We start from the raw sequence: 21,113 nt of genomic DNA on the forward strand, positions 1-21,113 counted from the left end.
CATCGAATTCGCCAGGAAGACGAATGCGATTTGACGGCAACTGCTATTGAATTTCCAGTAGCTCGGGCTTGTTCGCCACTAGCCATGCCTTCACGTCGGTCATCAACGATGTTGCACTGACAAAGCACTCGTTCACCACCGAGTCCACATGTAGCCAAATTTGCTACGATCGAAGCCGAATCGGCTACACAATTCCCGTAGACCGCCGGCCCATTGCAGGCCGGCGGCTTTCTCTCGTCAACCGCCGAGATACGCCTGCTTGATGCGGTCGTTCGCGAGCAGGTTCGCGCCCGTGTCGGCGAGCACCACGCGCCCCGTTTCGAGCACGTAGCCGCGATCGGCCACACCCAGCGCCTTGTTCGCGTTCTGCTCGACCAGGAACACCGTGACACCCTCGTCACGAATCGTCCGGATGATGTCGAAGATCTGCGCGATCACGAGCGGTGCGAGGCCGAGCGTCGGCTCGTCGAGCAGCAGCAGGCGCGGCTTGCTCATCAGCGCCCGGCCGATCGCCAGCATCTGCTGCTCGCCGCCCGACATCGTGCCGGCCCGCTGCGCCGCGCGTTCCTTCAGGCGCGGAAACAGCTTGAACACGTGCTCGATGCCATCGTCGATCTCATGACGGCTCGCGAAGAACCCGCCCATCTTCAGGTTCTCGAGCACCGTCAGGCTCGGGAACACGCGCCGTCCTTCCGGCGAGATTGCCATCCCCTGCCGCATGATCTGGTGCGTCGACATCGCAGTGATGTCGTTGCCCTCGAACAGCACGCGGCCCGACGACGCGCGCGGCGTGCCGCATACGGTCATCATCAGCGTCGTCTTGCCGGCGCCGTTGCTGCCGATCAGCGTGACGATCTCGCCCTTCTTCACCTCGATCGACACGCCCGCGAGCGCCTCGACCGCGCCATAGTGCGTATGGACCTGTTCCAGCTTCAGCATCACTCTTCCCCCAGATACGCCTTGATCACGCGCGGGTCGTTGCGGACCGCTTCCGGCGTGCCGATCACGATCGGCCGGCCGTGCTCCATCACGAGGATGCGGTCCGACACGCCCATCACGAGGCTCATGTCGTGTTCGATCAGCAGCACCGATACGCCGAACTCGTGGCGCAGCTTGTCGATCAGGTGCTGCAGCTCGATCTTTTCCTGCGGGTTGAGACCGGCCGCCGGTTCGTCCAGCATCAACAGGCGCGGCTCGGTGATCATGCAGCGCGCGATCTCCAGACGCCGCTGGTGCCCGTACGACAGCGTGCCCGCCTGCCGGTTGGCGACCGACTTCAGCCCCATCCGATCGAGCCACACGGCCGCGCGTTCGAGCGCTTCCTTCTCGGCGCGACGATACGCGGGCGTCGAGAACAGGCCCGGCAACAGCCCCGACTTCACCTTGCGATGCTGCGCGACGAGCAGGTTCTCGACCACCGTCAGCGACTTGAACAGGCGGATGTTCTGGAACGTGCGCACGAGGCCCTTCAACGCGATCTGGTGGCTCGGCAGCCCCGCGATCGCGTGGCCGTCGAGCACGACGTCGCCGCCGGTCGGCTTGTAGAAGCCGCCGACGCAGTTGAACACCGTGGTCTTGCCCGCGCCGTTCGGCCCGATGATCGCGAACACCTCGTTGCGGCGCACGTCGAAATCGATGCCGTCCACCGCGAGCAATCCGCCGAAGCGCATCTGCAGCCCGGCGACCTTCAACAGTTCCGTATTCGCGCTCATTGCGGCAGCTCCACGTGGGGACGGCTCGCGGGCAGCAGGCCCTGCGGACGCCACATCATCATCAACACCATCACCAGACCGAAGATCAGCATCCGGTACTCGGCGAAGCCGCGCGCGACTTCCGGCAGCACGGTCAGCAGGATCGCCGCGAGAATCACGCCGAGCTGCGAGCCCATCCCGCCGAGCACGACGATCGCGAGGATCAGCGCCGACTCGATGAAGGTGAACGATTCAGGATTCACGAGGCCCTGGCGCGCCGCGAAGAACGCGCCGCCGATGCCCGCGAACGCCGCGCCGAGCGTGAACGCCGACAGCTTGATGCGCGTCGGGTTGAGACCCAGCGAACGGCAGGCGATCTCGTCGTCGCGCAGCGCTTCCCACGCGCGGCCCATCGGCATGCGGATCAGGCGGCTCGTCACGAACAGCGTGAAGCCGACCAGCACCAGCGCGATCAGGTACAGGAAGATCACCATGTGTTCGCCGCTGTATTCCAGCCCGATCAGTTCATGGAAGGTCTTCGCGCCTTCGACGCTCGCCGAGCGCGCCATCTCGAAGCCGAACACCGTCGGCTTCGGAATGCTCGAGATGCCGTCCGGGCCGCCGGTGAGGCTCGTCAGGTTGTTCGCGAGCAGGCGGATGATTTCGCCGAAGCCGAGCGTGACGATCGCGAGGTAGTCGCCGCGCAGACGCAGCACCGGGAAGCCGAGCAGGAAGCCGAACGTCGCTGCGGCGATCGCCGCGATCGGCAGGCACTCCCAGAACGACAGCCCGAAATACTGGTTCAGCATCGCGTACGTATAGCCGCCGACCGCGTAGAACCCGACATAACCGAGATCCAGCAGGCCCGCGAAACCGACCACGATGTTCAGCCCGAGGCCGAGGATCACGTAGATCAGCGCGAGCGTCGCGACGTCCACCGCACCGCGCGAACCGAAGAACGGCCACACGAGGCCGACCGCGAGCAACACCCAGATGATCGCGCGCTGCTGCTGCGCGCCCATCGCGGGCATCGCCGGCAGCTTCACCGCCGATTTCGCGCGCACGAGCCACGGCTTGAACAACTGGAACAGGAACACGGCCGCGACCGCGATCCACACCGGACGCCAGTGCGGCGTGAGCACCACCTGATAGCCGTCGAGCTTCAGCTGCAGGCCGAGCACCGGGATCGTGAGGATCGCCGTCAGGAGCGCGGCGGCCGCGGCATTCTTCAGCGCCTGGCCGACCGACGCGTCGGCGGCCGGGCGGCGAACGGAAATGACTTGACTCATCTGCGTCTCCCTCAGACCTTTTCGATGTCCGACTTGCCGAGCAGGCCGGTCGGGCGGAAGAGCAGGATCAGCACGAGCAGGCCGAACGCGACCACGTCCTTGTACTCGGCCGGCATGTACCCTGCGGCGAAGGTTTCGGCGAGGCCCAGCAGCACGCCGCCGAGCATCGCGCCCGGGATGCTGCCGATCCCGCCCAGCACCGCGGCGGTGAACGCCTTGATGCCCGCGACGAAGCCGATGTACGGGTTCAGCTTGCCGATCGTCAGCCCGATCAGCACGCCGCCGACGGCCGCCAGCATCGCGCCGAGCACGAACGTGAACGAGATCACGCGGTTCGTGTCGATGCCGAGCAGGTTCGCCATCTTCATGTCTTCGGCGCAGGCGCGGCACGCGCGGCCCATCCGCGAATGCGAGATGAACAGCGTGAGCGCGATCATCAGCACGACCGTCACGCAGACGATCAGCAGACGCGCATACGGAATCGTCACGTCGTAATCGCCGCCGAGATGGATGTCGAATGCGCCGGAGATCAGCACCGGCACCGACACGTCGCGCGCGCCCTGGCCGATCTGCACGTAGTTCTGCAGGAAGATCGACATGCCGATCGCGGAGATCAGCGGCACGAGGCGCGGGCCGCCGCGCAGCGGGCGATATGCGACACGCTCGACCGCGAAGCCGTACAGGCCGGTGACGAGCACCGACACGATCAGCGCGGCGCCGAGCACGAGCGGCAGCGGATAACCGGCGGAGATGCCGATGGCGGTGAGGGTCACGAGGCCCACGTATGCGCCGATCATGTAGATCTCGCCGTGGGCGAAGTTGATCATGCCGATGATGCCGTAGACCATCGAGTAGCCGATGGCGATCAACGCATAGATCGCACCCAGCGTCAGGCCGTTGACCAGCTGCTGGGCGAATTGAGGAAAGAAGTCAGTCATGTGCGGGAAGCTCCCGTTGGCGCTGGGTCGCGTGCCGTCGCCGGATCACGGCGGTCGGCCGCGCGCAACGCACGGTGTCGTCTCGGGCCGCCCGTCGGCCGCGCAATGCGGTCATGCGCGGCGCGAATGCACGCCCGCCCCGTCCGGGTCTCGGACAGGGCGGGCGCGCGGGCGGGTACGCCGGATTACTTGGCGGCGGTCTTCGTCGCGTCCTTGTGCCACGTGTAGACGACGAACTTGAACGCCTTCAGGTCGCCCTGGGCGTCATACGCGACCTTGCCGATCGGCGTGTCGAACGTCGTCTTGTGCATGTACGCGGCGACCTTGGTCGGGTCGGTCGTCTTCGCGCCGGCGATCGCGTCGGCGATGATCTTCACCGCAGCGTACGACGGCATCTGGAACGGGCCGTTCGGGTCGCGCTTCTTGTCCGCGAACGCCTTCACGAGCGCAGCGTTGGCCGGGTCGGCCGAGAAATCTGCCGGCAGCGTGACGAGCATGCCTTCCGAAGCCGGGCCGGCGATCGCCGTCACGTCCTTGTTGCCCACGCCTTCAGGGCCCATGAACGTCGCCTTCACGCCCTGCTCGCGCGCCTGGCGCATCAGCAGGCCCATTTCCGGGTGGTAGCCGCCGAAGTAGACGAAGTCGACGCCTTGCGACTTCAGCTTCGTGATGATCGCCGAGTAGTCCGAATCGCCGGCATTGATGCCTTCGAACAGCACGACCGGGATCTTCGCGCCTTCGAGGTCCTTCTTCACCGACGACGCGATGCCCTGGCCGTACGATTGCTTGTCGTGCAGGATCGCGACCTTCTTCGGCTTCACGTTGTTGATGATGTAGTGCGCGGCGGCCGGGCCTTGCTGGTCGTCACGGCCGATCGTGCGGAAGATGAAGTGGCGCTTCTTGCCTTCCGTCAGCTGCGGCGCGGTGGCCGACGGCGTGACCATCACGATGCCTTCGTTCTCGTAGATGTCGGAGGCGGGGATCGTCGAACCCGAGCACACGTGGCCGATCACGTACTTGATCTTCTGGCTGACGATCTTGTTGGCGACGGCGACGGCCTGCTTCGGTTCGCATGCGTCGTCCATCTGCACGACTTCGAACTTGTTGCCGCCCGCGCCGCCTGCCGCGTTGATCTGTTCGATCGCGGTCAGCGCGCCGGCCTTCACCATGTCGCCGTATTGGGCGACCGAGCCGCTCATCGGACCAGCGATGGCGATCTTCACGGTTTCCGCTTGCGCGGCGGCGGCGCCGGCGGCGAACAGCACGGCGGCGACGGAAATGGACGTAAGACGGGACAGCGTCATCTGGGAGCTCCTCGATGTTGTTTAGTCATACGGGCAAAGGCGGCATGACTTGCGCAATCGAACAGCACCCGGGGCGAGGACATGGGACACGCCCGAGACACATGAAGACGGACCTGCGGATGAATGTTGCGTAGCGGGGCCCGGCTCTTGCAGTCCCCCAAGGGGGACGTCTGGTTCGGAAAGACATCGTGATGCGTCTTGCATTGCGCAAGCGTTTCGCCTGCCCCGCTTGCCAACTGCTCGTTCGGAGGGATGGTCCGACAGCCGTTGGCAAGGCAGTCGAAATTATATGGGGGTTTTTAAATCGTCTGTCAAAAATGCCGCTTCTATGAGGGAAAACACGGAGAAACTTGGGTGGGGAGAGGTGGCGATTTGGGAGCAACTCGGGCGGGCGGAGAACGTTTGCGGTGGGTGCAATTGGGTTGCGATTTTGGGTGGAGGTTTGGGGTTGTAGCTTGATGGATGGGGCTTTGCGGCGATCTGTGATCGTGGATCGCGAGATTTTTTGTTTTTAGGGGTCGGTGTGTTTTAAATCAATCGACTGAGGATTGCGTGGGCGCGCACCAACGCGGGGCGGCGGGGTGGATCGGTTAATCCTTCCATATGCTGACGTTTACGGCACTCACGAAAGCTGGTTGTTATTTTTATGAAATAATGCGAACTCGCCTCTGCAATCCAGCCAGCCTTCCCGCGAACCGCGCCCGCCGCGCTTCGCCGTCGCTTCAGGGCCGCTTCAACGCCCGTCCGTCGTTCAGTCTCGCCAGCCAGTGATCTGCCGTTTTTTCAATGCACATCACCTGCTTCGGATCGCATATGAATCATCCCTTCCGTCTTTCTTCCGCTGCCGCGCTTGCTTGTGCGCTTTCTGTTTCTACCGTCGACGCCTCGGGCCGCGATTCGCTCGTCGATCGTTCGGGCGGTGCCAACGTGTTTCGTTCGGAACGTCAGGCCGTGGCTCGCGATGATGGGCGCTCGGCACGCGCAACCCGACGCGTAAAGTACGCTGCGCCGGCTGAACGCAGCCCGTTCGATACGCCTGATACGCGGCCGGTGCGTGTGTCAGGCGATACGCTCGAATCGCACACTGCGTCCGTACCCGAATCCGATTTCGTATTGCCCGCGAATCGCGTTGCGCTCGGCGCAGGCGGGAGCGACAGCCTCGGGCGCGCTTTGCCCGAATATGAACAGCGCGCGCAGAACTGGGACGAATACCTGCGGGCGAATGGTTCGCGACCTGTCGGCAGCGGCGGATCGTATGCGCCAACGCGGACTTACGATGCCGCGCGCGGGCCGCACGGTACGCCGAATCCGTTTGATCCGTCAGTGCCGCAACCGGAGACACGGACGTTCTATGACAACGGCGCCGGCACGCATTGCACAGCTACAGGTGGCGCGGGAACGTCGCGGTCGTCGTGCAATATTGCCTGGTGATGCATTGGGGGCGGCCGATGGCGGCTACCCTGCCCGGCGCGCTGCGCGACATCGCGCAGCGCGGCCGCGTCTTGCGGCGTTGCCTTTTACAGTTTCGTGATGATCAGCCTGCCAGGCTCAATATCAATCCGTGCCTTCTGGCCGGGTACAAAACACGCATCTTCGATCAGCCACATTCCACCAATCTTCATGTACGGGTAGAACTTCTCCGGCTTGACGTCCGTTTTCGGGGTACCCCACATTTCCTGGATCGTGACGAAACGCTCCGTCTTCGGTGGTCGTGCTTTATGATTCGGCTTAGCCATGGGCAACTCCTTGGTAGTTGGCTTTGGTTAGCGGGTCGTGAGTGTTGGTAGCACTTGCGGCCCGCGCTCGTTTACTGCGGCGTTTTTATGGTCGGGATTCCTCCTTTGTTTTTGCCCCGATGAAAGCGATGTTTCGATAGGGCTTACCGGTTACGTTGTGCCCATTCGCGCGCGCGATGCACGCGCGATCATCATTGGACATTGCGTATTAGACCATCGCTAACGCCCAATATTTGCGACTTGCTCGAACGTTAGCCGTTAGGCATAGGAACGCAATTTTGCCTGCGCGGGCCGCGCCATTGCATGCGCAGATGCGGAAGGAAAAGCAAACTGACGCGGACGTTGATCGACTCGGGACACGATCATTTGAAACAGTTCGAATGAATTGGTATCACTCACAACATGATCACAGTTCGATACAGAAGCGACTGCTGCTCCGTCTCCTCTGACTTATCGACATAAAGAAATTGCTTGCCGGGAACGTTCTTTTCTACAGCCTCCACAGTCCGCAATCGACCCGAAGCCGACATCTGCCCCGGCACGACTGCAGCGGTTGCTTCCAAAGTACAACGGCCGTTCCATCGACCACATCGGTTGGCTGAAGGCCGTCCTATACGGACACTGGCCGCCCAGTGAATTCAATGGCCCCTTCGACATTTAGGAGAAGCATTTGAGTTTCAACATCGATTGGTCGACGGGACCATAAGTACGACCGCTTTCTGGCGCATGACAGCACCTTTCTGGTCAACTCGGCCTAGACATGGGCCACCCGATTAGAAATCGAATGGGTCGCGCTCTCTTAGTCCAAGCCACATATCAACAGAGCGACGCAGCGTTCGCAGGGCCTCCTCGTGCTCGGGGAATTCTGCGGGATCGATCGCGTCGCACCTGACCTTGGCCACGTCAATGCCGACGAAGTCGTCGATCGTCTGTTTGTTGAATGTGTTGTGCGGTGCAGAGACCCTGTCACCCCACGCGTGGACCGTGCCCCGGTTCATCATGCGTGTGGCCATCCTTGCGAAGCCCTCGTCGGTCCGGATCGCCTCGACCATCCACTCGCGGGGTTCGTCCAATGAACCAGCGTAGTCCCTCCATCGGTACAAATAGGACATGAGATCCGGTTCGGCGATCAGCACGTCGACGTCCGCGGCGCGGCTCCTCATCAACCGCAGCCATTCGGCTTTCATTGCCTCGACGGTATCGGTGTCGAGCGCCGGATCGAAGGCGTCGTTCTCCCCCTCCTTCCGATCGGCGGGATCGTTAAGATGAATCAAGATCGCAGCAATTGACAGCGCCTTGGTCTGGCGGAGCGCCTCAAGCGCCAGATCACCTCGCATACCTTCCGGCACCCGTTTTAGGAACCAGCTTGTCGCTCGCCATGCTGAAAGCCAGGGCGAATCGAAGGGGTCGCCGGCGCGCAGGCCTGCGAGCTTCTGGGCGATCCCGAACATCGCGGGAAGCAGCACGGCGGCGTTTTCGACCGGAAGGCGGTCGACGGACTCGTCGAACCTCGCGACGAGCGAGGGCAGCAAGCCATCGGTCTCGACATCGGCGATCGCGGCAGCTAGCCCGTCCTCCGTCGCAGTCGCGTCGAGGAACGCGACGAAGCGACGCTCCGACATTTCGCCGGCCGCTGTCTGGAGTTCGAAGTAACGCGGGAAGTAGCGCCGGGAGCACACCCGCTTGGCTGTCAGCCACTTGAGATGGGAGCCCTCTGCGTAGTTCGTGCCCCCGTATGCCCATTCGAGAGGCGGAAAGAGGTCCTTGAGCGCGTCCCGGGCGATGACGCGGCGCTCCTCCGGCACGAGCTCGAGAAGTCGCTCGGCCGCTGTCCTGTCCTCATCCCGCCGACCATAGCCCGGGAACCGACCCTCCTGGAGGACCAGCTCCCTCTCTCGGAACAGCGCCTCATGGAGGTCCGGTTCGAAGACCCGGAGCGCCTCCAGAAGAAGGAAGTCGACAATATTCACCTCAAATACGTCGCCGGCCGCATGCAACGGTAAGTGCACGGCGATGGACGAGATCAATCGGCGCGCGTCGCGCATGTTGCGCAATAGCGGCTGGATGCAGCCGACGAACGCGTTACCCCAACGCGTCTGCGAGAACCCATTCGCCTCCGTTGCGTACGGTCCCGCCAGCTCGGAGAGCTCTTCCCCGAATATATGATGCACAATCGATACCGGGACCGCCGGTAGGTCGAAGCTAGCCTGCACGACCTTTTCGAGAAAAGCGCGACCGTCACCGTCTGCGACCGGATCGAGCGCACGCTCTATGATGCTGGGCTGGAACAGGAGGACAAAGACGATGTTGGGCAGGTTGGCGTTTGCCTTCACCTGCCGGAGGAGCATCCTGATCTGCTCGGGCTCGAGCCGGTCGATGTCGTCGACGAAGACAACCAGCGGCCGGTCGAGTTCGCGAAGACGAACCTCCAGCGCATCGCGCACCTTGTCGAGCGGTTCGCTGCCGCGATCACGTCACAGATGCGACAGCGCTCGACCCAGCAGGGGCGTGCCGATCGAGAGGATGGCGAGGCCAGTTGCCACCTTCGCTGCCGTCGGGAGGTCGAAGCCTATTGCCGAGGCGACGGCGATCACCGAGGCGTTCGTCAGCACTGTCGAAATTATATGACTTGAGCCGCCGGCCTTTTTTAGCGGCGCGCTGGCCCCTGTAAGGATCGCGCCGTACCGTCGAAGCGCTTCGGCGCGGGCGAGCGCTGCCTTCGAATGTTCGCCCCCCAGACGATCCGCAATCTGGCCGAAGAGGGCGCGGGCGATCGCATCGCCGTCGCCCCACTGCCAGGGATTGAAGTCAAGCCAGTCGGCCCCGTCACTCTTGGCATCGAGTCGCTCGGTGATTAGATTCTTAAGTGAGGACTTGCCGAAGCCCCACCCACCTCGGATTGCGAACACCCTGCCTTCGCGCAGACTGAGTTCCGAGAGCACGCCGGCTATGCGGCCTGCGAAGTCCGCCCTCCTCAGGCGATCCTCGGACGCAGTCCGGATCGGCGCCTCCGCACCGATCCCGCCGTCCGGCCGTTCGGTTCTTGCGGCCTCCGCAGCGAGCCTCGCACGGCGACGAGCACGCCACGCGGACAGACGGACAAGCGGTCCGGTCATCGCGCAGCGACACCGATCGGATCGCCAGCCCCGCCGGAGGGGCGGAGCGCTGACGTCGAAGTGTGAAGCGCCGGCACGGGCATCGGGATAGAGACTCTCGAATGTCTATCGCCATCACTGCGTCCGCGACCAATCCCGAAACGTTTTCGCCACATAGTTATATTCCCAGTATTACTCGAGGAGATCCCACCGCGTTTGCGCATCCTAGCTCGTCCCGTCCGCTAACGGCGAGACAGCCGACATTAATCGAATGGACAGCGAACAGCAGATCAGGGAGAGAGGCGACATGACGCTGGCTTACCGAGGCCGAATTACCGCTTGTTGAGCGAAGCCGCCATCTGAAAGTCTCAACCACACTCCAGGCGAAGGTCTGCTTGTGGCCGGCTGCCGCCCGACGCGGGGACCGTAGCCGACCCATAGCAGCCAGACGCGTTGACTGCCAACAGTGGTCGTTCCCGCTAGAATGGATGCGTTCAATGACAGGCCGGCACCGCGAAAGCAAGCCGCAGATGTTCAATCTATTATTCGCCCGACTTTGTGCCGAACGTTCAGAACGCTGCTAAATTCGCTCGGCAACATAAGCCGAGTTCCATTCATGTATAAGGGCAATCCAACTTATGGCGCTTCCTGCTGCGCGAGTAGGCGAACGGCTTCGAGTCAACGGAAAACTGATTCCGTTCAGTTTTTGGCCAACAAAGCTCGGGGCCAGAGGTAATGCAAGCCTGCAATCATTGCTCTTCTCGCTTGATCCGTGGGCCATCATTGACCAAGCCATCAAGACTACATGCCCGGTGGTTGCTCGCCCTGAAGCTCTTGCATGCATGAACCAAGCACGTGATTTCTTTGAAGGCGCAGTGGATGCCCGGCGGGTGTCGGCTCGGCCGCTAACGCTCTACTACTGCTTCATGAACCTTGTGAAGGCGTTCTGCCTGACTCGCGGAACGCAACAAACGTTTAATAAGGCCCAGCACGGCATCTCAGAGATGCTTCGCGCTCCAAGCAACCGCGAACTCACCGACGCTTTCCTGCGCACGTTCCCCAGTCCTAATGCTCAAGGCAACTTGCAGAATTTTTCGGAGTTCATGCTAGCGCTCACGGGTGCTGGCCTTGCTGTGAATCAGGACTTCGATGTGCCGACTCTCCTGCCACAAATTCTTCCCGGTCACAGGTTGTGGGCATCTGCCGCGGGCAAGAAAGAACGGTTCATTGCAGTCCACGATATCCGCACTTACCTCAACAAAAACACACGCCAGCTCTGGCTGAATTTGTACTTCGTTACAGACGACCTTTCCCGAATCGGCGTAAGCATTACCCGACTACTCGCCGAGTCAAAGCTGCAAAATGCGTTTACCCAGGTCGCATGCAGCGAGACCGATGCTTCCGGCCGGGAACTGATCTGCATTCAACAAATCACACCAGTCGTCTGCCCGAACACGAAATATGCGAACTCTCTTGAATCTCTGTTCCACTCAATTCAGGGGATTCTCTGGACCACCGTTTCGTCAGTTCCGCCGTACAGGAGGCACTACGTTTACCTTCGACCGGCTGCAGAAGACGCTCAAACATTGCCGCAACTACTCTCGACTTATATCCTCGCGTACTATTTGGGATCAATTACGAGGTACCGACCGCACCATTTCCCCGCGATCAATGACGGTGCCTTCGGTCCTCGAATTCAGGACTTTATATCCGGGCAGCCGCAACAGTTTCTGTATCTCATGGCGTCAGAGTTTTCTCGCCGTGAGATAGCCAAGCCATCTATCCTCTAATCGCGATGCAACGTACTAAGATTTCGGTTTGTAGTACCAATATGGTGACATCGGAACCGTCGAAAAATCAATGTCTTAGCGCGCGCCTCAAGTGAAGTTACTAACTGAAAACTTAGTAACTGAACTTGAGTGACTGTTTTTCCATTGACTAGTGGCGGCTTCTGGCCGAACTCGGCCGGCCGCCGCCCGGCGCAGATCGACCCAGAGCCGACTGTCACGCCGCTCCAATCGAACGTCTGAAGTCAAAGCCTATTTTTAAGTATATCAATTCATCAGCCAACCTGACGATTCCAATCTCGCAAAATACTCTCTATCCGATCAACCTCGATCTGCGGCAGTGTTCCTGTATGCATAATTATATTTCTAGACATTTCCAGATCATTAAATCTCGACATAACCCATGCCTGATCCGGAAACAAGTCAGAAAAATCATCCCAGTTCGCGATAATAATCTGACCTAGATTTCCAAAAAGCGTATAACCAATTAACGCAGCCGATCTGGCTGCATGATATTTATTCGCAGCCTCTTTTTCCTTAAGTTTTTCAACGGCCGCTCGAATCTTTGCTGGCACCGCACAACCCCACCAATCCAAACCCTTGCGCGATAGAAGACGTTCGGCTATTAGATCTCGAGCTGAATTCTCAATGCAAAAAAAAGCCGTAAAGACCGACGACATTTTTTTTGCATCGTAAACGATGCGCGGGCTGAAACCGAATTCGTCGACCGTAATGACCGGAGGTGTAGCGGTGCCGCGAATCGCAATACCTTCACTCGCCAATTGAGCGAGCGAATTCTCCGCGAGCAGTGCATTGAAAACGAATTGCCGCATCGACTACACCCCCAAATTATCACGAAGGCTTTTAAAAATTGCGTTATAAACCGTGATGTCGGTCGTGACCGGCAGATGAATCTGTATATTGTAATGATATTCAGTTTTTCGATGCGATGCTGGCGCTGCGGGAGGCGCAGCCTCGGTTGTTTTTTCTGGTAATGCTGTTGAGGAAGAGGAGTTATTCGCCTCTTTTACGATCGGCGCTGGGTCAGGTCTCTCGCTAAAATCAGCCAGCCTAGCGAGAGTCTTGAATGTCGAATAATATCGCTTAACAGCCTCTTCGTCCTTTCCAGTAATGCGGCTAATAGCCCCCTTTACCTCTGCCTCGCTTGCCGATTGAATATTCGAATCAATTGCAAACAGATCGGCGTAAGTTTCACGAACACGCTCTCCCAAAACTCGCTTCCAGTCCGAAGGATCCCGGAGACGGTCGTAATAAGCCGTCGGCACACCATTTTCAGTTAAAAAGCCTAGCGCCTTTAATACCCGCGGCATTGCCCTATCATTTGATGCGGTAAATCCCCACGTTGCGAGAAGTTCCTGTGACAATTTTTCCGGTTTTGCGGCTGTGCGAATTCTACTTAGAATTGGCTCAATTTTATTATTGGATACGATGAAGGGATATTGGTCTGGCATTGAGTTCTCCGTCAATGCATAAACGATTAAGTTTTAATCAAAAAATCTACTTCTACGCGGCATGGCGTGAAAGCCACATTTCTGCCAGCCAAAGCGGAAAATCACGTTGGCCCACGCCTAGAATACTCCGTTCTGAGTCCCCAGTGGCGTCTCGCACGATCAAGGGGCCACTTTTGCCACGCGAAACATCGGTCGTGGAATGATCGCCGGAGGCCGCTTTTGGCCGAACTCGGAAGTTCGTCGTCGGACTGTAATCTACCGTTGTCGACTCCAAGTCAAAGGTCGTGTCGCCTCTTCGCAGCCATTGATCACTCATGGCATGAGTGGTCCAGGATGGTTGGCAAGCGGCCGCAGGAAGTGTTTGCTCCAACACACGCCCAGCTCTCATGCCGACGGTTAGGAGATAGATCGGATATCGGACTGTCATTGTCCTAGTCCGCGTTGTAGTAGATCGACCGCATCCGAGACTAAAGGCATCGGCAGGGCATGGCGGTCTGTAGAACGATCTTCCATACGAGAACGCGGTCAGCGATTGATGGAGAGGCAGAGCGGAGTGCCGAAGCCCCCGCCCCATCGCCTGCTAATTGACAGCGGTCTTAGCCTGGCTAACCCACCAGTTCCGCTCGCCAGTATCCTTGGGATTGAATGGGGTGCGTAACCTTCGCGCGATCTGTTCCAAGTCTCCGGCGTCAGCAGCCGGGTTGACATTGTATGCGTGCCAGATGGCCGCGGAGACCGCCAATCCAATGTCTGGATCATTGACCAAGTCTGGCGAATTGAGTAGATCAACGCCGACCATTTCGCCGAAACGTTTGTAGTTGTACCGACCGACAACAAGGAGGCCGTATATGTTGCGGCCACGATATCGCCAGCCATCTCCGCTTCCTGGTGGCCCGTTCCCCAAGTCGCTTCTGCCTCCGTAGATCACGTTGGCGATGGCTTCGGGCTTACCAACGAGGCTTCTTGCCATTTCGTCAGATGTCACTTGGCGAGGCCAGTCCTTACGCAAAGCTGCGGCAGAATATGTAAGCCTATCCTCCTTGGCTCTAAATCCCCCGGTCTCGTAACCGATGGCGCCTAAAAAGTAGGCAAGTCGGATCGGGGTATTAATCTCGTATTTGGCCAAGACGTCGCGGTGTTTGAGGAGCGCGTCGGCAAAATATTCTCTGCCACGGAAGAAGTGCACTAGCTTTGCACGGTCGAGGCCCTCCAGGAAAGGAGTGACTTTGTCGGGCGTTCCGACCGGCTCAGGTTTGTCCGGCACACCATTGAACTCGCCGCTGGCGAAGCTCCAGCGGCCTGACGCAGTGAGACCGTTAACCACGAGCGGGAGTTGTTCACCGCCTGTGTCGTTGGAAACAAGCGTCTTCACGTCGTCAAAGAGCAGGACTATCGGGTCGTTCGGATGTCGTGCTATTGCTTCAATCAAGCGACCTGAGAACGGACTACTCTCCAGCGAAGCGCCTTCGTCAGCGATATCGCCAGCGCGTGTCGCATAGGCGATGAGCGTGCTGCCACGGCGACCCATGTCGTGCAGTCCCTTTGGATCTCGTGGCGTATTAGACGGATACCATTGGCGACACGCATCGAGCACAACGATGTTGATTGGGTTGCCGGCCTCCTCCATGTCCTTCAGCAGTGGCTGCAACGGAGTGCCTTCGTTGCGAACTTGGGCGGGAGTTCGCGCCTTGGATGTGAGCGGCAGCAGATAGTTGTTGCCGAATTCATCCTGAGCAGCGTGGCCAGCATAGTAGAAAAAGCCTACCGCGTTGTCTCCAGCCGCACGCAGTCGCTTCCCGAATGCAGCGATCACGTTGGTTAAAGTGGGGCGGTCGAGATCGTAACTGTTCGGCTGCAAGGTAAAGCCCTGTCGCCTTAATTGTTCAGCCAGCTTTTGCGCGTCTGATAATGCGTTTGGCAGAGAGGGATTCGGGTTATAGTGGGTATTGCCAATAACTAATGCAATGCGGACCGGTGTTTGACCGCAGGCCGCGCAGCATGCAATTGACGTTGCAATCAACAACAATACTCGGCCGAATCGGACTCGCCAACTGTTGTTTCGCAGTGCCGGTTGTGCGACTGTGATCATTGCAGTGGCCTCAGGCACGGCGCCCTCGCTCAAACAAGGCGGCCTCTGCTTCACGACGAATGGGTAATCCCCGTTGGTCGGGGCCCGGCCAGAGGTGCTTCATTGCACGAATTCGATCGGGTACTTTATCGAATTGCTCGGCTGCCATCAATTGCTTGATCTCGTACATCTCTTTCCGAGATTTGTTGTTATGCGTCGACGGCCCTCGGTTGTAAACCAGCGAAACGAGTGCCCCGAAGCTATCGTCGGATAACATTCCGCAGTTTGGAAAAGCGTCTTCCGTCTGTTTGGTGGGGTATCGCAGGAAAGCGAGAAACTGCGTGTAGGCGTCCGACCAAGAAATCTCGACAGATTGCACACGCGGCAAAGCTGCCTTTGCGGCGGGCCCCTTGAGTGCAGCCACGCTTGTCAGAAGCGCGCGGTCGTCCACGCTGAGCATCGGCCAGTCACGATCGATGATGGCTGCGTTTGCGGACTGCAGGTCGTAGCCGACTCCGATAGTCACGCCTGACTGCCCCTTTGGCCAGATCGGTCGTTGATACTTTGCTTTGTAGACCGCCTCGCTCGCGACCTCGCAGGCAACAATCAGATCGATCGACCGCTGGCTCAATAGCCGCTTAGAGGGTTTACCATGAGGTACGCCGCGAGCCCCCGTCTTATCGCGATAGATCCAACTTTGCTCAACCATTTCCGGGTCATTCTGGATTTGATGAAGCAGTGTTTCAAATCTATCGGCCTGTGCAAAGGCAGGCAAACTGTTCGCGAGTGCAGCCGAACCTAGAACCGAGAGAAACACGCGTCGTTCCATAGGAAACCTCAGGCTCCAAGCAAACGTGTGGAAAATGCAACCAACACATGTTATGTGGTTTTCTTAACAGCAAGCGCCAGAAGTTTGCCTTTGACCGCCAAAGCCCACGACCGTGCCTTGCTCGCGCTCGGGAGATTCGATGAAGCGCGACTACGTCGCCTTTATGCCCAGGCCGGACGCTGTGATAGCAGCGAGGAATCTGACCATCACCCGTCAACCTTACAACGAGCAGCACCTTGAATTGCGCTCTCAACGGGGGGCCAGGTAGGCGATGAGCACCTCAACCTAAGGGTGATGCGGTGTCCGGAAGTACAGGGTCAACTCCATTCCGTTCCCCCGTGCATTGGGCTAGATTTCAGCAATGTTTGGATCGGATTTCATCCCCCAGATTGGGGATGAAAAAATGCAATGTCTGATTCGTCCGGTGATGCCGCTGCTTTGTCCTGTATGCAAAAGAACGGCAGGAAAACATTGAGAATCGCCATTACGTCTGACGAGAAGCACCCCTGAAGCAACATGCTTCGAGCAGAAAGCGCTGCCCGCATATTGAACCTCGTACAAGAATGAGTAATATGCCCGAAAGGCTGTCAAAAAGAACGCATCGCGCGGGGTAGCCAAATGCAACGGAACGAGTTGATTCCATCGGCATTGCTCGATGACATCTACGCTGCAGCACTGGGCGATCAGAGATGGGAAGTCGTACTCGACGGCTTGCGATCGTCGGTAGGCGTGCGTATGGCCACGCTGCTGTCGTTCGACGACGCGGCGGGAGTGCCGGTCATCGACCGGGCTGCGGGCGACGACGAGCCGTGGGTTGCCGATTGCCGCCGCGCATACAACACCGAGTTCTATCTGTATGACCCGGTCGTACCGATCGCCGGCAACTGGCCGACTGGTCGCTGGTTCGAGGACGCCAAGCAACTGTCCCGCCCACAGCGCGACCACTGCGTGTTCTACCAGGAATTCCTGAAACCATACGGGATCGGCAGCATCGCCGGCCTGTATATCCATCGCGGTGAGCACACCGGCGCATTCCTCAGCGTACAGAGCGGCCCCGAATCGCAGGGCCTGTCGGACGCACAGCGCGTCGCGATCGAAAGCATGGGCGCACACATCAGCCGCGCGTTGCGGATCGAGGCACGCATCGGCGAACTCGAAGCACGCGTGGCCGCCGCGGAATCGGCGCTCGATGCGCTTCCGGTGCCGGTGTTCTTGCTCGGCGCGCAACGCGAACTCCGCTATACGAATCGCGCAGCCGATCAACTGATCGCGGCGGAACCTGCGCTGCGGATCGCGAACGGGCGCTTCGCACCGGAAGGCTGCGTCGACGATGCGCAATGGCGGCACGCGTTCGCGCGCGGTGGGCTGTTGCTGCGCCGTGCGACGGGCGAACCGCTACCGCTTGCGCTGATACCGGTGCCCGAACAGTCACGCCTCGTGCGCGAGCGGCCCGGCGTCGCGACATTGATGACGGCAGCCGACCTGCGTTCGCCGGCGGCACGCGCGCAGCGGCTGCGCGTGTTCTACGGACTGTCGTCGGCCGAAGCCGATCTCGCGGTGCTGCTGTGCTGCGACGGACGCTCGCCGCAGGAATGCGCCGAGCTGCGCGGCGTGTCGATCGGCACGATCCGCTCGCAGATCAAGTCGATCTATGCGAAGACGGAAGTGACGCGGGCGGCGCAGTTGACGTCGTTGGTCATGCAGACGTGACGGAACCAGATTGATGAAATAGCCGATGTCCGAGCTACACAATCGGAAAGTGTGTAGTGCAGCCCCGGTCTCACCATACAAATATTGTCCCTGGAAACGCACGTTTTGCGCCCCGATGCATGGTTAGTCGATTCCCTGGCTGCGTTTCGTTCCATGCGGGTGCGGTCACAACGCCCGTCTCGGGACCTGGAACGCGTTGTCGCATCCCAAGTTCACGCCGCAAATTCGAAGTGCGTTGTCTGACGGCAAGATAGTCCTTCGTCACGCCGGTGTTAAGCTGGTTTCGAATGTTGTATTCGAGATCCAGCTCATTGGCAGGCCCCATGCTCACTCACCTTACGAACGAGTGACCCATACGAACCATGCTCGAAGTGCGTCGCGTTCCCAACCGGATCGATTGCACTACTCCCCGACTGCCGCCTCACAATCCCCTCGAACTGCCAAACATGCCGGATCGCCACTCCTAGACTAGCGACTTTTCTCCGGTGGCTCCCAATATTTCGCTCCCTGAGAATCTATCAATTTTTCCAAAAAATCCGCAAACGAATCCGCGACCTTCGGCCAGTCACATCGACTATCCAAAGGCAAAGCAACGCAAACCGCACCAGCAGGATCCATCAACAATAATTCTGAATCCCCGTAAAAACGAGCAAAAACAACATCACCATTCAGAAACTCTCGCGCCCTTCTTCCCCTTTGCCTCGCAGTTTCATCGATGGCCTCTTGAGGCGACAATACCTGAACGCCCCACTGCCCGTACCCAACATCTTTGAATAAATCTGCCCGCTCGGATATTTTCCAAAATTTCGCGAGCTCGGACGCGGAGTCCGGAATACCCCGAATCGTCGAATCAAGCGCAACCGAATCAGCAAAATCAGATCTCAGAAAAAAATGACATTCCCTTCCAAAATGAAAAGCCCTTCTCGCCACAGACCAATCCGCCTTCATCTTCTCGACAATAACATTCAATTTTCCCATAATTGACTGATATCCCTCCAGAATGCGCTGAGGCTGCCAGATCAGTTCATCATCTACACCTACTGCAGCAAGAGCAGTTTATCTTTCTTCCCACCTCAAAGGTCAACTCGCAAATACACTGTTCGCGGACGTGATACATCCGAAGAAAATTTTAATTCATCGAACACCCCACAAGAGTCAAGCGGAAATTCTGCGTAATTTTTATTTTTTGACACCAAGGCGACCCCAAGCAAATCGCCACCTTTAAAGATAAGCCTTCAAAATACTTCGATCAAACGACTTATTCCCGGACACATTTTTACCCAGCAAATACTCGACATCCAGTCCATCTTGACCGACACCATTCTTCTTCGCCGCGAAAACGATAGTCAAAAATGGGTACGAGTAGTAGTTCGGGTTGTCCATTACATCCTTAATCAACCCCGAATTAACCTCCACCGCATTTACCACTCTCGGCAAGTAAATACCCACCACTTTTTCACATATCCATCGACACGTCGATTCCATCTCCACCTCATTCCGCGGCAAATCAACCACCCCGCCGACACTCGGCGAAAATGATTTTACCGCTTCCATAGATGTATTCATCGCCAGAACCAACCCCGTCGGAATCTTTGACTTGTATGGAGGATTACTGCCTACATAGAAATCCTGAAGACGAGGAGAATCAGCAGCAGCAGAAAGAATATACCCGTTTGCATTTCTTAGAAACCTGAATCCGATTCGCCCACTACCCGCCCCTTCGCGGTCGACAATAATTTCACCTCTCGACACCTTGACGCCGATCTCATTTATATTTCCCTTGAGAACCTCTTGCAATCTCTTCTCAAACTTCTTTTTCAGTTCAACGTCCATCTACACACCTCAATGTTTCAACACGTGAAACGCGTACAACACGGCCGATGTGATTCGGCCAGCCTTGTCACACGGGTGTCCACGCTTGCCATCATCGAGCGAAATCCCACAACCGGACAACGGAGCGCTATTGTGCGACAGCCTCATCTGCTTCTCAAAAATCGGCAATGAATGACGTCGCAATAGAAAACCCCGTCAACACTCGCAATTGAAAATCAATCCGAATCAGGATATATCTCTCGCAAACTTTCATCTCGACTAACTTGCGACCATACCGCACGACCCCACGCAACCCCACCATTTTTGAAGATGGATTTTATTTTACCCTCAAATTTTTCATTGAAATTCTCATCCGACTCGATAAAAACATCAACAATGTGATTTCCATCAGACAAAAAATCAGCAAGTCGATCAACCCGATCAACGACCTCGATAGAAAAATCATCGCCATCCCAATCTGCGATACAACGCCCCTTTTTATCCTTCACCGAAAGACGCGCACCAAATGCATTTTCGATTTTTTCAACCAGACCAAGAAAATCAATATCTTCCAGAAGAACAACGCTCAAGCAACGACCACGCTTAGAAATCATTTATATTTATTGGCCTAGAAATAGATGGACCATAAGCCTTACCAATCCCACTTGCAGCACTCCCTCTTTAAATAGTGCCCCCATAATCTCATTGCCCGTCGAGCGTGTAGAGAGTCATCGCAGTTTGGTGAAGCGCGCAACCAAATGTAGTGGTCCACATACGTGGATTCATGGCATAGCGATAAAATTCGACCGCCGCACGACCCAGTCGGATCGCGTGCCATGAACCAGTAAATGGTATACACAAGCCTCGTCGCCCCGGCAATACAAGCATTGAAACCAACTTACCGAGACTACCTGATCAGCCATCCATTTTAATCTATTTTCGCTCGCGACCGATCAACGCGAAAGAATGTCATATGACTGCTCGAACCGAATAATCAAGCAGTATTGCAAATTTCTCGATGTTAAAATTTAAGTCCTAAATTCATCATTTTCACGATAATAATTTATCTCATCAATAAACCACCTGACATTATCATTTTCATCGATCTTGTTTTTTAAAATATGGCTCAGCTGATTCACCAACATCCAACATCTCAAGTTATACTTCTCAACTGACTTCGGCATCTCCATGCCCTCGTCGTCCACATAAATTTCATCATCATCCAGATCTTGAATGTAATCCCACGGGATGTAGAAAAACCTCGCCCGCTCTGGGTCACTCCGCCAGGAATCAACATTTGCGTAAATCCAGTCTTTTTCTGGCAACGACTGGATATTTTCGGTTAGCCCCAACAGAGAATTATAAATTCGCACGAGCCCCCC

At 57.8% G+C, this 21,113-nt stretch carries 19 protein-coding genes; 3 read left to right on the plus strand and 16 right to left on the minus strand.

Annotation, left to right across the window (positions count from 1 at the left end):
• Positions 1 to 237: 237 nt before the first annotated feature.
• From DIE04_RS22885 to DIE04_RS22905, 5 genes are all read right to left on the minus strand, one after another.
• Positions 238 to 939, minus strand: a complete 702-nt coding sequence (locus tag DIE04_RS22885; RefSeq protein ID WP_044846849.1) for an ABC transporter ATP-binding protein — start codon at positions 937 to 939, stop codon at positions 238 to 240.
• A complete protein-coding gene (gene livG / locus DIE04_RS22890; protein WP_044846848.1) occupies positions 939 to 1,712 on the minus strand; it encodes a high-affinity branched-chain amino acid ABC transporter ATP-binding protein LivG in 774 nt (257 codons plus the stop codon). Before livG ends, DIE04_RS22885 begins: the two co-directional genes overlap by 1 nt.
• A complete protein-coding gene (locus DIE04_RS22895; protein ID WP_044846847.1) occupies positions 1,709 to 2,980 on the minus strand; it encodes a high-affinity branched-chain amino acid ABC transporter permease LivM in 1,272 nt (423 codons plus the stop codon). Before DIE04_RS22895 ends, livG begins: the two co-directional genes overlap by 4 nt.
• Positions 2,981 to 2,991: 11 nt before the next feature.
• Positions 2,992 to 3,918: a high-affinity branched-chain amino acid ABC transporter permease LivH gene (livH, locus tag DIE04_RS22900; protein WP_044846846.1), complete on the minus strand. Its 927-nt coding sequence runs from the start codon at positions 3,916 to 3,918 to the stop codon at positions 2,992 to 2,994.
• 185 nt (positions 3,919 to 4,103) lie between these two features.
• Positions 4,104 to 5,222 (minus strand): branched-chain amino acid ABC transporter substrate-binding protein, encoded by a 1,119-nt coding sequence (locus DIE04_RS22905; RefSeq protein ID WP_044846845.1) that lies wholly within the window; start codon positions 5,220 to 5,222, stop codon positions 4,104 to 4,106.
• Positions 5,223 to 6,035: 813 nt separating this feature from the next.
• On the opposite strand from DIE04_RS22905, the gene DIE04_RS22910 reads away from it, so the two are divergent.
• Complete coding sequence (locus DIE04_RS22910; protein ID WP_260426269.1) at positions 6,036 to 6,653, plus strand: hypothetical protein; 618 nt, start codon at positions 6,036 to 6,038, stop codon at positions 6,651 to 6,653.
• An 86-nt stretch (positions 6,654 to 6,739) separates the two neighbouring features.
• Here the strand turns inward: DIE04_RS22910 and DIE04_RS22915 are convergent, their stop codons facing one another.
• From DIE04_RS22915 to DIE04_RS30405, 3 genes are all read right to left on the minus strand, one after another.
• Positions 6,740 to 6,958, minus strand: a complete 219-nt coding sequence (locus tag DIE04_RS22915) for a hypothetical protein (RefSeq protein ID WP_124523210.1) — start codon at positions 6,956 to 6,958, stop codon at positions 6,740 to 6,742.
• Positions 6,959 to 7,731: 773 nt separating this feature from the next.
• Positions 7,732 to 9,402 (minus strand): P-loop NTPase fold protein, encoded by a 1,671-nt coding sequence (locus tag DIE04_RS22920; protein ID WP_221621955.1) that lies wholly within the window; start codon positions 9,400 to 9,402, stop codon positions 7,732 to 7,734.
• Positions 9,403 to 9,432: 30 nt separating this feature from the next.
• On the minus strand, positions 9,433 to 10,074 hold the full coding sequence (locus DIE04_RS30405; protein WP_221621956.1) for a P-loop NTPase fold protein: 642 nt from the start codon (positions 10,072 to 10,074) through the stop codon (positions 9,433 to 9,435).
• A gap of 617 nt (positions 10,075 to 10,691) precedes the next feature.
• On the opposite strand from DIE04_RS30405, the gene DIE04_RS22925 reads away from it, so the two are divergent.
• Positions 10,692 to 11,843: a YaaC family protein gene (locus tag DIE04_RS22925; protein ID WP_124523208.1), complete on the plus strand. Its 1,152-nt coding sequence runs from the start codon at positions 10,692 to 10,694 to the stop codon at positions 11,841 to 11,843.
• Between the two features lie 272 nt (positions 11,844 to 12,115).
• On the opposite strand, the gene DIE04_RS22930 is transcribed toward DIE04_RS22925, so the two are convergent.
• The 4 genes from DIE04_RS22930 to DIE04_RS22945 form a co-directional block, all read right to left on the minus strand.
• Positions 12,116 to 12,673, minus strand: a complete 558-nt coding sequence (locus tag DIE04_RS22930; RefSeq protein ID WP_124523206.1) for a Swt1 family HEPN domain-containing protein — start codon at positions 12,671 to 12,673, stop codon at positions 12,116 to 12,118.
• A gap of 3 nt (positions 12,674 to 12,676) precedes the next feature.
• Entirely contained in the window at positions 12,677 to 13,312 is a 636-nt protein-coding gene (locus DIE04_RS22935) for a DUF5343 domain-containing protein (RefSeq protein WP_124523204.1), read from the minus strand.
• A 580-nt stretch (positions 13,313 to 13,892) separates the two neighbouring features.
• A complete protein-coding gene (locus DIE04_RS22940; protein WP_124523202.1) occupies positions 13,893 to 15,401 on the minus strand; it encodes a caspase family protein in 1,509 nt (502 codons plus the stop codon).
• 10 nt (positions 15,402 to 15,411) lie between these two features.
• The gene (locus tag DIE04_RS22945) at positions 15,412 to 16,209 is read right to left on the minus strand and encodes a hypothetical protein (RefSeq protein WP_124523200.1); all 798 of its coding nucleotides are present in this window, start codon (positions 16,207 to 16,209) and stop codon (positions 15,412 to 15,414) included.
• 735 nt (positions 16,210 to 16,944) lie between these two features.
• Here DIE04_RS22945 and DIE04_RS22950 point away from each other — a divergent pair.
• Positions 16,945 to 17,919 (plus strand): helix-turn-helix transcriptional regulator, encoded by a 975-nt coding sequence (locus tag DIE04_RS22950; protein ID WP_260426270.1) that lies wholly within the window; start codon positions 16,945 to 16,947, stop codon positions 17,917 to 17,919.
• Between the two features lie 468 nt (positions 17,920 to 18,387).
• Here DIE04_RS22950 and DIE04_RS22955 read toward each other — a convergent pair whose 3' ends face one another.
• From DIE04_RS22955 to DIE04_RS22970, 4 genes are all read right to left on the minus strand, one after another.
• Complete coding sequence (locus DIE04_RS22955; protein WP_124523196.1) at positions 18,388 to 18,897, minus strand: hypothetical protein; 510 nt, start codon at positions 18,895 to 18,897, stop codon at positions 18,388 to 18,390.
• 243 nt (positions 18,898 to 19,140) lie between these two features.
• Positions 19,141 to 19,752 carry a hypothetical protein gene (locus DIE04_RS22960; RefSeq protein WP_124523194.1) on the minus strand — a complete coding sequence of 204 codons (612 nt, stop codon included), beginning with the start codon at positions 19,750 to 19,752 and terminating at the stop codon, positions 19,141 to 19,143.
• 215 nt (positions 19,753 to 19,967) lie between these two features.
• Entirely contained in the window at positions 19,968 to 20,345 is a 378-nt protein-coding gene (locus DIE04_RS22965) for a hypothetical protein (protein WP_124523192.1), read from the minus strand.
• A 414-nt stretch (positions 20,346 to 20,759) separates the two neighbouring features.
• On the minus strand, positions 20,760 to 21,104 hold the full coding sequence (locus tag DIE04_RS22970; protein ID WP_124523190.1) for a hypothetical protein: 345 nt from the start codon (positions 21,102 to 21,104) through the stop codon (positions 20,760 to 20,762).
• Between the last annotated feature and the right edge of the window lie 9 nt (positions 21,105 to 21,113).

This window comes from Burkholderia sp. Bp8994 (genome assembly GCF_003853805.1).
GTDB lineage: Bacteria > Pseudomonadota > Gammaproteobacteria > Burkholderiales > Burkholderiaceae > Burkholderia.

What these genes read in the sequence shown, in the direction of transcription:
- DIE04_RS30405 (WP_221621956.1), bottom strand. Translation starts at nt 10,074, where the DNA reads ATGACCGGACCGCTTGTCCGTCTGTCCGCGTGGCGTGCTCGTCGCCGT.
- DIE04_RS22950 (WP_260426270.1), top strand. Translation starts at nt 16,945, where the DNA reads ATGGCCACGCTGCTGTCGTTCGACGACGCGGCGGGAGTGCCGGTCATC.
- DIE04_RS22915 (WP_124523210.1), bottom strand. Translation starts at nt 6,958, where the DNA reads ATGGCTAAGCCGAATCATAAAGCACGACCACCGAAGACGGAGCGTTTC.
- DIE04_RS22940 (WP_124523202.1), bottom strand. Translation starts at nt 15,401, where the DNA reads ATGATCACAGTCGCACAACCGGCACTGCGAAACAACAGTTGGCGAGTC.
- DIE04_RS22965 (WP_124523192.1), bottom strand. Translation starts at nt 20,345, where the DNA reads ATGATTTCTAAGCGTGGTCGTTGCTTGAGCGTTGTTCTTCTGGAAGAT.
- livH (WP_044846846.1), bottom strand. Translation starts at nt 3,918, where the DNA reads ATGACTGACTTCTTTCCTCAATTCGCCCAGCAGCTGGTCAACGGCCTG.
- DIE04_RS22885 (WP_044846849.1), bottom strand. Translation starts at nt 939, where the DNA reads ATGCTGAAGCTGGAACAGGTCCATACGCACTATGGCGCGGTCGAGGCG.
- DIE04_RS22930 (WP_124523206.1), bottom strand. Translation starts at nt 12,673, where the DNA reads ATGCGGCAATTCGTTTTCAATGCACTGCTCGCGGAGAATTCGCTCGCT.
- DIE04_RS22960 (WP_124523194.1), bottom strand. Translation starts at nt 19,752, where the DNA reads ATGGACGTTGAACTGAAAAAGAAGTTTGAGAAGAGATTGCAAGAGGTT.
- DIE04_RS22945 (WP_124523200.1), bottom strand. Translation starts at nt 16,209, where the DNA reads ATGGAACGACGCGTGTTTCTCTCGGTTCTAGGTTCGGCTGCACTCGCG.
- DIE04_RS22955 (WP_124523196.1), bottom strand. Translation starts at nt 18,897, where the DNA reads ATGGGAAAATTGAATGTTATTGTCGAGAAGATGAAGGCGGATTGGTCT.
- DIE04_RS22925 (WP_124523208.1), top strand. Translation starts at nt 10,692, where the DNA reads ATGGCGCTTCCTGCTGCGCGAGTAGGCGAACGGCTTCGAGTCAACGGA.
- DIE04_RS22905 (WP_044846845.1), bottom strand. Translation starts at nt 5,222, where the DNA reads ATGACGCTGTCCCGTCTTACGTCCATTTCCGTCGCCGCCGTGCTGTTC.
- DIE04_RS22895 (WP_044846847.1), bottom strand. Translation starts at nt 2,980, where the DNA reads ATGAGTCAAGTCATTTCCGTTCGCCGCCCGGCCGCCGACGCGTCGGTC.
- livG (WP_044846848.1), bottom strand. Translation starts at nt 1,712, where the DNA reads ATGAGCGCGAATACGGAACTGTTGAAGGTCGCCGGGCTGCAGATGCGC.
- DIE04_RS22910 (WP_260426269.1), top strand. Translation starts at nt 6,036, where the DNA reads ATGAATCATCCCTTCCGTCTTTCTTCCGCTGCCGCGCTTGCTTGTGCG.
- DIE04_RS22935 (WP_124523204.1), bottom strand. Translation starts at nt 13,312, where the DNA reads ATGCCAGACCAATATCCCTTCATCGTATCCAATAATAAAATTGAGCCA.